Source organism: Natrarchaeobius versutus, from assembly GCF_041205745.1.
Lineage (GTDB): Archaea > Halobacteriota > Halobacteria > Halobacteriales > Natrialbaceae > Natrarchaeobius > Natrarchaeobius versutus.
The window spans coordinates 12,570-24,969 of record NZ_JBGFCC010000010.1 but is presented as its reverse complement, the minus strand read 5'-3'; the positions used below and the strand labels follow the sequence as shown (position 1 = coordinate 24,969).

Annotated in this window: 8 protein-coding genes; 2 read left to right on the top strand and 6 right to left on the bottom strand. The window is 63.6% G+C overall.

The genetic code is table 11. From position 1 onward, the window contains the following. Nucleotides 1-81: 81 nt before the first annotated feature. Nucleotides 82-792, bottom strand: a complete 711-nt coding sequence (locus tag AB7C87_RS19775) for a DUF2270 domain-containing protein (protein ID WP_369731233.1) — start codon at nt 790-792, stop codon at nt 82-84. 172 nt (nt 793-964) lie between these two features. Here AB7C87_RS19775 and AB7C87_RS19770 point away from each other — a divergent pair, with 172 nt between their 5' ends. Next, nucleotides 965-1,513: a DUF8173 domain-containing protein gene (locus AB7C87_RS19770; RefSeq protein ID WP_369731232.1), complete on the top strand. Its 549-nt coding sequence runs from the start codon at nt 965-967 to the stop codon at nt 1,511-1,513. Nucleotides 1,514-1,634: 121 nt separating this feature from the next. Here the strand turns inward: AB7C87_RS19770 and AB7C87_RS19765 are convergent, their stop codons facing one another. The 5 genes from AB7C87_RS19765 to AB7C87_RS19745 all read right to left on the bottom strand — a co-directional run bounded on the left by AB7C87_RS19765 (nt 1,635) and on the right by AB7C87_RS19745 (nt 9,075). Further along, entirely contained in the window at nt 1,635-2,717 is a 1,083-nt protein-coding gene (locus AB7C87_RS19765) for a segregation/condensation protein A (RefSeq protein ID WP_369731231.1), read from the bottom strand. Further along, a complete protein-coding gene (smc, locus tag AB7C87_RS19760) occupies nt 2,710-6,282 on the bottom strand; it encodes a chromosome segregation protein SMC (RefSeq protein ID WP_369731230.1) in 3,573 nt (1,190 codons plus the stop codon). Before smc ends, AB7C87_RS19765 begins: the two co-directional genes overlap by 8 nt. Before the next feature lie 112 nt (nt 6,283-6,394). After that, nucleotides 6,395-6,700, bottom strand: a complete 306-nt coding sequence (locus AB7C87_RS19755) for a DUF7518 family protein (RefSeq protein WP_369731229.1) — start codon at nt 6,698-6,700, stop codon at nt 6,395-6,397. Nucleotides 6,701-6,946: 246 nt separating this feature from the next. Further along, nucleotides 6,947-8,284, bottom strand: coding sequence for a Trk system potassium transporter TrkA (gene trkA / locus AB7C87_RS19750; RefSeq protein WP_369731228.1), 1,338 nt, complete (start codon nt 8,282-8,284; stop codon nt 6,947-6,949). 269 nt (nt 8,285-8,553) lie between these two features. Continuing rightward, nucleotides 8,554-9,075, bottom strand: a complete 522-nt coding sequence (locus tag AB7C87_RS19745) for an SRPBCC family protein (RefSeq protein ID WP_369731227.1) — start codon at nt 9,073-9,075, stop codon at nt 8,554-8,556. A gap of 167 nt (nt 9,076-9,242) precedes the next feature. Between AB7C87_RS19745 and AB7C87_RS19740 the strand changes: the two genes are divergently transcribed. After that, complete coding sequence (locus tag AB7C87_RS19740) at nt 9,243-12,185, top strand: hybrid sensor histidine kinase/response regulator (protein WP_369731226.1); 2,943 nt, start codon at nt 9,243-9,245, stop codon at nt 12,183-12,185. The last annotated feature ends 215 nt before the right edge of the window (nt 12,186-12,400 follow it).

The following is a 12,400-nucleotide window of genomic DNA, read 5'->3' as shown; positions in this document are numbered from 1 at the left end:
CCGGGTCATTCGTCTGCCAGTACTTGTGCGAGCGGAATAACGTATTTCGGACGGGATGCCCGATGGCCGGACGACCGCGAGCTACTCTTCTTTCCACTCTCCCGGCTCCTCGCCGTATATCTCGCCTTTCGCCCGCCGACTGTGTGGCCACTTCGCGGCGGCGAACACGCACACGTAGAACGCGCCGAGCAGGATCGCGACGACGACGCCGTGAACGCCGGGCAACTCCGCGGCTTCGGTCCACTGCGCTTCCGGGGTAAATAGCGTCACTTTCGCGGTCCATGCGAACCCGAGTACGACGAACAACAGTGCGTAGATCCGCCGCAGACGTCGCGACAATGCCTCGAGCATCGTCACCTTGAACGTTGGATACCGGAGATCCTCGCCCAACTCCTCGCGCCATCGCGGGTGTTCGACGCCCGTCGGTTCCAGCGCGTTCGCGAAGACGTTCTCCTGAAAGAAGCGCACGCGCGATCGGTATAGATCGTAGAACCGGTACCGGCGAACCTCGTACCAAAGGAAGATGCACAGTACCAAAACGCCGACGAGCAGGAGGTACGCCGGCATGTCCGGACTCGAGAACACGACCGACAGCAGTGCGGCCAGTGCGGTTATCGCCCAGTTCGTCGTCTGGTCGATTCGATCCTGAGAGTTGGTCGCCTGTGCAACCTCGCCCCGATAGTAGTGGGGTAATGCGGAGAGAAGCGATTCGGCGTCTTCGGCGATTTCGGCGCCGATCTCTTGATCTTCGCGCTCGAGCGGACTATCCGCGTGCTCGTCGGTGTCGTCCATACGACGACGCGCAACGACGATTACCATAGTATCACCACACGGCCCCTCGCTCGACCGTTCGACCTGAAGCGACGCTCCGGCGACGACACGGGGCGTCGTCACTCGAGTGGCCGTTTCGTGCCGGAAAGCGTCCGACGAAATGACTTTAGGTCACTGGTTCGAGATCCAACTGATGTCCTCCACGCGCACACTCGCCTGTAGTGGCCTCCTCGCGATTCCGGGGCTCACCGGCGTCGCGAGCGCTCAGGGAACACCCGAACTCGCCCTCGAGTTCGGGTTCCAATTTCTCGTTTCGCTGGTTATCTACGCGATTCTCGGCGTCGTGCTGGTCGGAATCGGGCCGCGCTACGCCCGCGAGACCGTCACCGAACTCCACGAGGAGCCGATCCGTGCCCTCCTGTGGGGACTGCTGGCCGGGATCGTCGTCCCGCTCGTGCTCTTTTTGTTCGCGATCACCATCATCGGGTTGGTCGTCGCGATTCCTGGGGCAATCGTCCTGTTCTGTGTCGGCGTCGTCGGCCTCTCGGTGACGATCGTCTGGATCGGCGACCTCCTGACCGGCGGCGGCGGAACGGTCGGTGCCGGAACGGCGCTGGTCGGCGCCATCGTCCTCGCCATCCTGTCCGCGATACCCGTCTTCGGTGAGTTGATCACGACGATTGTCGGCTACTTCGGGATCGGCGTCGTCGCGAGACGGCTGTACCTCTCCTGGAGCGGGTGATTCGACAGCTAACAATCCCGCTCATGCGGACCGGGCCGTCTCATACGGATGCTATACCGATTTACCGGCCCAACGCCGCCCAAGTCACGGTTGCGCCGGAACTGACTGACAGTAAACCGTCTCAGTCCGCGACCGCCTCTTCCGCTTCAGCCTCGAGCGTCGGGCGCTTGATCCAGAGGTCGCCGAACAGTTCGTCTTGCTCGAGTTCGATCCGGCCGCGGTGTGCGAGAAAGAGCAACGCGAGGTAGGTCATCACGCGCGAACCGCCGACCTCGTCGACCTCGGCGTACAGCACCTCGGCCCGTCCCTTTTCGTACTGTTCTTCGAGGGTCGCCTCGACGTCGTCGATGACGGCCTCGATGTCCTCCTCGTGGGTCGTGTGCGTGACGTCGTCGCTCGTCGGCTCGTCGTCGACGCGGAACTCGTCTTCGGCGTGATAGGAGAGCTCCTGGACGCCGCGGTCGTATCCCCGCGGCGAGTTACTCGTGTCGTAACTTCGGGACTCCTTCCACCAGGTGCCCCGTTCGGCGGTCCTGAGTTCGCGCACGAGTTCGTCGAGCGTCTCCGGCTTCCCGCGGGCGTGTTTGCGCTCGAGGCGGCGTTCCATCTCCGCCTCGAGGTTCTCGACGGGATCGAATCCCGGCGGGTGGTCGGCCCCGTCGTCCTCCATCGCCCCGTCGTCGGCGAACGGCGCCTCCCACGGCGGGAGTTCCTCCTCCTCGGGTTCGTCGGGCGCGAACAGTTCGTCGCTTTTCATCCGCAAGAGGACGCTCGCGTAAAACAGCGCCCGCCCCGAGGTCCGCAGATCCGCGTCGTCTAAGGCCTCGAGGAACTTGTCGGTGACCCGGACGACGTCGATGTCCCACGGATCGATCTCCCCGTCCTTGGCGAGTTGTACGAGGAGTTCGACGGGTTCGACCTCTTCGTCCTCGTCGGCGTCTTCGGAATCACCACCCGCGTCGCCCGCGCCGCCATCGTCCGAATCGCCGCCGACGTCTCCCTCCGAGAACTCGAGGACGGTGCCGTCGTCGCCGTCGCTCGGCCGTTCGGAACCGCCGTCGGGCGGTTCTCGCTCTTCGTGGCCCGCGATGTTCAGCGGGATGTCGTCGCCACCGTCGGTGCGGACCTCGCGGTAGAACGTCTCGCGAACTGTCTCGCTGCTCCCGGAGTCGTCTCGCAGTTCGTGTTCGTCGTCCCTAATCATCGGCAGGCACCTCCTCACTACTCAGGTCGATGCCGGTCACCGCACTCACGTTGTCCTGTTGCATCGTCACCCCGATCGCCCGCTGGGAGCGATCGAGCATCGCCGAGCGGTGGGAGACGACGACGAACTGCGCCCGATCCGCGAGTTCCTCGACCATCTCGCCGATTCGTTCGGCGTTGACCGCATCGAGGAAGGCGTCGACCTCGTCTAACGCATAAAAGGGCGCCGGGTTGTGGCGCTGGATCGCGAAGATAAAGGCGAGCGCAGTCAGGGACTTCTCCCCCCCGGACATCGCGTCCAGTCGCTGGATGGGCTTGTCCCCCGGCTGGGCTTTCATCGTCAGCCCACCCTCGAAGGGGTCCTCCTCGTCCTCGAGATGGAGCGTGCCGGTCCCCTCCGAGAGCTTCTCGAAGATCTCGGTGAAGTGTGCGGAGATCGCCTCGTAGGCGTCCATGAACGTTTGTTTCTTCTGGGACTCGTAGCGCTCGATTCGGTCGCGGATCCCTTCCGCTTCCTCGACTAAGGTGTCGCGACCCTCCTCGAGATCGTCGAGATCCGAGCGAACTTCGTCGTACTCGTCGATTGCGAGCATGTTCACCGGCTCCATCGCCTCCATATCCGCCTCGAGCAACTCGATCATCTCGAGGACGGTGTCGTGATCCGGCACGTCTTCGGGGTCGTACTCGCCGACCTCGCCCTCGAGGCTCTCGATCTCCCACTCGAGGCTCTCGACGCGCTCTCGTTTGTCCTCGAGTTTGCTCTCGACGGCGTTCACCCGATCCTGTTGCTGGTCTCGGGCCGTCCGCGCCTCCGCGAGTTCCTCCTTGAGATCGGTTCGGTCGGCTTTCAACTCGGTGAGCTCCTCCTCGAGATCCGCGACGGCCTCGCGTTTGTCCTCGAGGCGGTCTCGGTTGTCGGCGATGGCCGCCTCACACTCTTCGATCCGCTCTTCGTGTTCGGCTGTCCGATTTTGTGCGGCCTCGATATCGTCGTGGAGGTCCTCGATCGCGTCTTCGGCGTACTCCTTCTCGAGACCCAGTTCGTTCAGCTTCGCGTCGATATCGTCGATCCGGTCCTCGCGCTCGTCGATTTCGCCCTCGAGTTCCTCGATTTCGGCGGTGAGTTCGGGAATCTTCGAATCCGCGAGTTCGGCCTCGAGATCGTCGATATCGGCCTCAATTCCCTCGATCTCGGCTGTCTTCTCCTCGATCGAAGTAGAGATCTCGTTCATCCGCTCGTCGACCGACTCGCGTTCCTCGCGTTTGTCCTCGAGGTCCGCCTCGAGCCGGTCGATCTCGTCTTCGATCGATTCGCGGCGCTCGTCGAGCTTTTCGATCTCGCTTTCGATCGAACGAACTTCGTCGGCGGCGTCGGTCTTGCGGTCGCGGGCGTCGTCGAGGCGCTTCTCGACGTCTCGGAGATCTTCGCGCAGGGAGTCGCGTTCGTCCTGGAGGTCGGTGATCTGTTTGGCGACGCGCTCGAGTTGGCCCTCGCCGCCGCCGGTAAAGGAGTATCGGGAGCCGCTTCCGGAGCCGCCGGTCATCGCGCCGGTTTTCTCGACCAGATCGCCGTCTACGGTGACCATCCGGTAGTCACCCATGTACGCGCGGGCCGTCTCGAGGTCTTCGACGACTAACGTGTCGCCGAGGACGTACGAGAAGACCCCCGAGTACTGGGGGTCGAACTCGACTAAGTCGTACGCGAAGCCGACGACGCCGGGATCGGTCGGCGCGTTCGGTAGCCCGCGTTCGCGCATATCGGTAAGCGGGAGAAAGGTTGCCCGCCCGGCGTTGCGCGATTTGAGGTGTTCGATACACTGCTGGCCGATGACGTCGTCGTCGACGACGACGTTCGCGAGCCGCCCGCCCGCGGCGGTCTCACAGGCAACCGCGTACTCGCCGGAGACGGTGCCCAGTTGTGCGACCGCGCCGTGGACGCCGTCGATCCCCGAGTTGAGGATCGTCGTCACCGCACGGCCAAAGGAGGAGTCGCCGCTCTCGCCGGCGTTGGCCTCGAGTTCGGCGTACTCCTGTTGTTTCGCCTGGAGGTCGTCGTCGATCTCGTCGACGTCGGATTGGATGCGGCGCTTCTCGGTTTTCAAATCCTCGACGACGCTCGCGATGCTCTCGCGGTTCTTCTCGGCCTTCTCGAGTTCACGTTCTAGGTCGCCCCGCCGACTCTCGAGTTCGGGAAGCTCCTCGCGGCGCTTCTCGATCGTCTGTTCGTTCTCGCTGATTGCGTTCGAGCGACGGCGGGCTTCGTCGAGCAGGCGATCCTGTTCGCGCTGGAGGTCGTTTCTCTCGGTTTTCGCCTCCTCGAGATCGCCCTTGCGATCCGCCAGGTCGGCTTTGAGTTCGTCGAACTCGGTGTCGACGGAGTCGATCTCGGCTTCGAGTTCTTCGCGTTTCGTTTCGCGTTCGGCGACCTCCGTCTTGATCGAAGCCTTCTCGAGTTTGTGCTCGCGGATCTCGTCGTCGAGGTCGGCGATCGTCTCCTGTTTGCGGTCGATCTGGACGAACGCCTCGCGGCGGTTGGATTCGGCCTCCTCGATCTGTTCCTCGCTGGCCTCGATTCGATCTTCGAGTCGGGAGATGTCGCCTTTGATCTCCTCGATCTCGCTTTTGATCCGGAGCTGTTCGTCCTCGCCTTTTCGCTCGATCTCGGCGTTGAGATCCTCCAGATCCTCCTGGAGGCGGACGAGTTTACCCTGACGTTCGTCGAGTTCGCGTCGTAAGTCGTCGAGGTCGTCCTCGAGGCCGGCGACCCTCTCCTCGGCGGCGTCGAGTTCCGCGCGTTTCTCCTCGAGTTCGCTCGCTTTGCGGTAGCCTTCGTACTCCTCTTTCTCGTGACGCAGTCGGCGATACCGCAGGGCGCTTTGACGCTCGTCTTCGAGTTGGCCGAGTCGCTCGCGTTTCTCCTCGATCCGGAGTTGAGCCTCGTCGATGCGCTCTTCGACGACCTCAAGTTCCTCGAAGGCGTCTTCTTTTTTCGCGTCGAACTCGGCGACGCCGGCGATCTCGTCGATGATTCCCCGCCGGGCGTAGGCGGTCATGTTGATGATCTCGGTGACGTCGCCCTGCATGACGACGTTGTACCCCTCGGGGGTGACCCCAGCTTGTGCGAGTAGATCCTGGATGTCCGAGAGGTTGACCGCGCGGTCGTTCAGATAGTAGTAGGAGTAGTAGTTGTCCTCGGTCTCTTTGACCCGGCGGCGGATGCGGATCTCGTCGACGTCGCCGACGTCGTCGCTACCCGCGGCGTTGACGACTTGCGAGCGGGTGAGCGTCCCGTCGGCGTTGTCGAGGACGACCTCGACGATCGCCTCGCGCGGGCCGGCGCTTCGATCGCCGTCCTCGTGGCCCGGGTTGTAGATGAGGTCGGTCAGCTTTTCGGCACGGATGCCCCGCGTTCGGGCGAGTCCGAGCGCGAAGAGGACGGCGTCGATGATGTTCGACTTGCCGGAGCCGTTCGGACCGGTGACGACCGTAAAGTCCTGATAGAACGGGATCTTCGTCTTCCGACCGAAGCTCTTGAAGTTGTCCAGAACGACTGCTTTGATGTACATCTCTTCTCGATCCGTCCTGACCGAAGCGTTGCGACGGTCACGGGGCGGCGATGTCAGCGGAGGGAACGACCGAGCGCAGACACCGTCGAACCGAATCGTGACCGGTGTGTGGTTATGCGACGATTATATCGTCGCTACCTGAGTCTTCCGCTTCGTCGGCGACGTTCGCGTCGTCGGCGTCGGCCGTCGCCGCCGCGACGTCGTCGGGTTCGGCTTCCGCCGTCACCCCGTCCTCGGTCGATTCCTCGGAGCCGCCGCTTCGCCGATCCGGCACGCGTGTCGGCGTCTCCGTATCCAGTTCTGCCTCGAGAACGCGGATGCGTTCTTTCGCTTCGATGAGCTCGTTCGTCAGCCCATCCACCGTCGACTCGAGTTCCGTGACCGTCGATTCGAGCTGCTCGACGCGGTTGTTCGACATATGCTCTAGGGACGTAGCCTGACACATAAACGTACGTCAGACACAGCTAGTCACGCTGGCAATAATTTGCGAGCGATCGTTCCCGGCGATATCGTGTGATTCGGTGCGTTCCAGACGCTTCGACGACTCTCGCTCGGGGAATCTGGGTCTGCGGTAGTGAATCCTCGTTCGCCTGTTCTCCGCCACACGATTCATTCTCGAGTGTTATCACGCGCTGGTCGGGCGGGAATGAACGGTTTCGGTCGCCTACAGGAGGCGTGAAACCTCGTCTAACACCTCGGTATCGAGAAAGACGACGACGTGATCGCCACCCTCGAGAACCGTCTCGCCGCGGGGGGTGATCAACTCGCCGTCGCGGGTGACCGCTCCGACGACGACGCCGTCGGGAAGTTTCGCCGTCACGTCCCGGATGCGATTTCCGAACAGCAGACTGTCGCGGTCGACCTCGATCTCGAGGACCTCGGCGCGGTCGTGTTCGAGCATGGCGAGGTTCTCGGTACGCTGTTCGCGGGTGAAGCGGGTGATCTCTTCGGCGGTGACGAGGCGGGGATTGACCGCGACGTCGATGCCGACGGTCTCGAAGAGGTCGACGTACTCGCCGTACTCGACGATCCCGATCGTTCGCTCGACGCCGACGCGTTTCGCGAGCAACGAGACGAGCAGATTTCGTTCGTCGCTATCGAGGGTGGCGATGACGATGTCCGACTCCCCGACGTGCTCGCGGACGAGAAAGTCGATGTCCGTCGCGTCGCTCTCTAAGACGAGCGTTCCGGGCAGGCGCTCGGCGAGTTCACGTGCCCGGTCGGGATCTTGCTCGACCAGTCGCGGCTCGAGTCCTTCCGCCTCGAGCAGGCGTGCGGTCTGATACCCGATCTCGCTTCCGCCGACGATGACGATTTCGGCGGCCTGCTCGAGCGTCGGCGCCGGTGACAGCGTCCCGGCAAACTCGCGAACGCTTTCGACCGAGCCGATGACGACGACGTCGTCTCCCGCCTCGATCATCGTCTCGCCTCCCGGGATGACGACGTCGTCCTCGCGGATGATCGCCGCGAACGTCAGTGACTCGAACTGGTCCGCGTCGGCGACCGTCTCCCCGGCGACCGGACTGTCGGGATCGACCTCGAACTCGGCCATCCGAACGAGTCCGTTCGCGAAGCTATCGACGTCTCGAGCGCCGGGGAGTCCGGCGATGTCGACGACCGTCTGGGCAGTTTGTAGGTCCGTACAGACCATGAAGTCGACACCGAAGGCCTCCTCCGCGCGCTCCCAGGTTCGAAGCAGGTTGGTCTTTTTCACCCGGGCGATCGTGAACGGGTCGCCGACCGTCTTCGCCCCGCCGCTGATGACGATGTTCGTCTCGTCGCTGTCCGTGCTCGCGATCACCAGATCGGCGTCCGCGAGCCCCGCCTCCTCGAGGTCGTCGATCGACGTGCCATCGCCCCGGATCGCGAGCACGTCGTGGGAGTAGGTGATCGACTCGACCCGATCCTCGTCGCGATCGATCACGACGACGTCGTGGTCTGATGCGATCCCCTCGGCGATGTTGGTCCCCACCTCGCCGGCGCCGACGACGATCACGCGCACCGGAAAACCACCCGCGAGCACGCGGCCGATCGGGAACGAGTTCCGATCATCGGCGATCGTACCACGCCGAAGAACAAGTAGGGACGGTGGTCGATAGAGACGGTGTTCAGGAGGGACGACGGCCCGCGGTCCGGCCCGAACGCCGGGGGGTTCGACCGGAGCCCGAACGGCGATGCCGTCGTTCAGTCGCTCGACTGTCCCGGGATCGGTGCCCGGTTTCACCATCACACTCGAATGGCTTGATCCGACCGGGGGTATCCCACGACGATCTATGGCATCTCGTGAATCGTCAACTCGACGTCCCGTCGGTTTCCTTCGATGTCCTCGACGAGTCGCTCGACGACTGTCTCGGCCTCGTCCAACAGCCGCGGTCGGACCCGCTCGACGATCCGGTCGATCGAGACGAACCGGGGCAACGAGATCGCGCTTTCGTCGGCCGAGTAGGGATCGTACAGCGCCTCGAAGAAGATCCGGCTGGCCGTCTCCGCGTCGGCCGGCGCGGCGTCGGGTTCGGGTGCGACGCGCCACTCGCCGCGGGCATCGACGTCCTCGACCAGCCGCCACTCGAGCGATTTCGGCGGGGTGATCGCTGTCACCTTCGAACTGGCGGTGTAGCTGAGTTTCCACCACGAGAGGCGGAGATCGTACACCGAACCGGCGTCGCCGTCGCCGTGAACGCGGACGTCTTTCAGGTGATCCGTATACCGTGGGTAGTCGGTAAACGAGCGAACGTACGGAAAGACCTCCTCGGGCGAGCGATGGGCGACCGTACTGAGGAGAATTCTGTCCACGCCCGCGATAGGCATGGCGTAACAGTAAGGATTGCTATCCGGCGGGCGCCGACCGAACGGTTGTTACCGGCCACAACCGCAGGTTCGGTCGACAATCGACAACCGAAAGCAGTCTATACGGGCGGATCCTAACGCTCGATAGATCGCTGGTATCATCGGGCATGACCGTGTCTGTCACCATTCTTCACGTCGATTCCGACGCCGAGTTCACGGCCGAGACTGCCGCGTACGTCGAACGCGAGTACGATCGAATCGGCGTCGAAATCGCGACGAGCACGGCGGAGGGAGTGGCAAAACTCGAGCGAGGCGGCATCGACTGTGTCGTTGCCGACTGTGTGATCGGAACGAGCGACGGACTCGACTTCCTCGAGACCGTCCGGGATCGGGAGCCGGAGCTCCCGTTTATCCTCTTTACTGGACGGGGAAGCGAGACGATCGCGGCCGAGTCGATCTCTCGCGGGGCGACCGATTACCTCCAGAAGGGGACGGACGTAGAGCAGTTCGATCTCCTCGCGAATCGGGCGTTGAACGCCGTCGATCAGCACCGCGCGAAACGCGCCCAGCGGCGACTGGGTGAACTGGCCGAACACACCAACCGGATCCTCTACATTTTCGACGCCGACTGGACCGAACTCGAGTTCGTCAATTCGGCGTACACCGACGTCTGGGGGCGCTCGGTCGAACGGTTGCGTCGGAATCCGACCGACTTTTTAAACGGCGTCCACCCGGACGATCGCGAACGCGTCGAGGTGGCGATGGCGACGCTCTCCGGCGGCGATTCCGTCGATTTCGAGTGTCGGGTCAATGCCGACGAGGGGTTCGGCAGGTGGGTCAGAGTTCGGGGCGATCCGATCGTCGAGGGAAAAGAGGTCGTCCGCATCGCTGGCTTCGCCACCGACATCACGGACCGGAAACGCCAAGAGAACGAGCTCCGCGACGCGAAACTCCAGTTGGAGGCCGCGATCGAAGCCGGCGCGATCGGTACCTGGGAGTGGGACATTCTCGAGGACAGGTTTGTCGCCGGACCGGCGCTCGCCGAGGCGTTCGGCGTCGATCCCGTGGCCGCCCAGGAGGGTGTTTCACTCGAGCGTTTCGTCTCCTCGATTCACGTGAACGACCGCGAACGAGTCGAAGCAGCTATCGAGGAATCGCTCGATACTTGCGAAGATGACGAACAAACCTGCGGAAACTACGAACAGGAGTACCGCGTTCGCAACGCCGCGGGCGAACTCCGGTGGGTGCTTGCGAGGGGGCACGTCGAGTGCGACGAGGACGGGACGCCGGTCAGGTTCCCCGGCGCGCTGACGGACATCACCGAGAAGAAACGAACCGAACGCGAACTCCAGCGCCATCAGGCGTTTCTCGAGGAGTCGACCGACGTCGTCACCGTCGTCGACGCGGCCGGGACGATCGAGTATCACAGCCCCTCGGTCGACGAGATACTGGGGTACAATCCGGACAAGGTCAGTGGAACGAACGCGTTCGAACTGGTTCATTCGGACGACCGCGAGGAACTGATCCGGGCGTTCGGCGATCTCCTCGGTGAATCGGGTGCGTCCGAACGCGCCGAGGCGCGGTTTCGCGCCGCCGACGGCGAGTGGCGCTGGCTCGAGGTCCACGGCACCAACCAGCTCGCCAATCCTGCCGTCGGCGGAATCGTCGTCAACAGCCGGGACATCACCGAACGCAAGCGACAAGAACACGAGCGAAAGGCGCTGATCGAGTTCCTCCAACGCCTCTACGACGTGACGACCGACGTCGACCGATCGCTCGAGGGGAAAATCTCTCAACTACTCGAGTTGGGCTGTGGGCAACTCGACGTCCCGTACGGCTTTCTCTCGCGCATCGAACTCGTCGAGGGGGACGACGAGCCAAGCGGTACGCAGACGATCGTCCAGGCTCACGGCTCACACGACCGGCTCCAACCGGGCGAATCCAGCCAGCTCTCGCGGGCGTACTGCCAGGAGACGATCGAATCCGAGGATCTGCTGGCGATCGCCGATGCGACCACGGAACCCCGCCGCGCCGAGGCGGCGTACGAAACGTTCGACCTCGACTGCTACGTCGGCGGCCAGGTCCGGGTCGATGACGAACTGTACGGGACGCTCTGTTTCGCCGACGACGAGCCCTGCGAGGATGGATTCTCGACCGCCGACCGGATGATCGTTCGGCTGATGAACAGGTGGGTGAGCTACGAACTCGAGCGCCACCGGACGACGACGGAACTCGAGCGGACGAACGACCGGCTCGAATCGTTCGCAAGCGTCGTCTCTCACGACCTTCGCAACCCGTTGAACGTCGCCGAGGGACACCTCGAGTTGGCCCGGACGAAAGAGGATAACGATCACCTCGCGGAGGTCGACGCGGCTCTCGATCGGATCGAGACGCTGGTCGACGACCTCCTCACGCTGGCTCGAGAGGGAGACAGTGCGGTCGAGCTGGAACCGGTGTCGCTTCCGGACCTCGTCGAGGATTGCTGGCGGAGCGTCGAGACGGAGCACGCGGCGCTCGTTTTGGAGACCCACCGTGTCGTCAGGGCCGACAGAACGCGTCTCCGACAGTTGCTCGAGAACCTCCTGCGGAACGCCGTCGAACACGGTTCGACGAGTCCTCGGTCGCAAACTCCCGAGGACGCCGTGGAGCACGGCTCCACGAGCCATGCAGAACCGTCAGGTTCTGCAGACGCGGTCGATCACGGCCGGGACGACGTGACCGTCACCATTGGCGACGTCGACGGCGGGTTCTCCGTCGAGGACGACGGTTCGGGTATTCCGCCCGAAAATCGCGATCGTGTGTTCGAACCGGGGTATACGACCGAACCGGGCGGAACCGGTCTCGGATTACGGATCGTCGAAGACGTCGCCGACGACCACGGATGGTCGATCCACATCGCCGACGGGAGTGCCGGCGGCGCCCGATTCGACGTCACCGGCGTCGAGATCCTCGAGTCGCCAGCCGATCCGGCTCTCGGGCACTCCTCGGGGGGTGAGAGCGTCGACGAATCGGCGGACGATGAACCGGCTGAGTCGACGCCAAACACCGATTCGGTTGACGCTGATACCAGCGGTGGTGTGACAGACAGTGGCGCTCCGCCGATGTCCGAGGAGTGAGACTGAACGCTGTACCGGCTCGTCGCGGGACCCGGGACCGGTCGCGACTCCACCGAAACGGACGGACAGCAAATCGTCTGAGACCGCCGATGGCGTCGGCGAGCACCTCGGCGTCTTCGAGAGCCGACGTACAGAGACCGTCCGAGACGGACTACTACCGTCGTCTCCGCCACGACTGCGACCGACGGGCAGCCACGGCGATCGCCGCCTCGCTG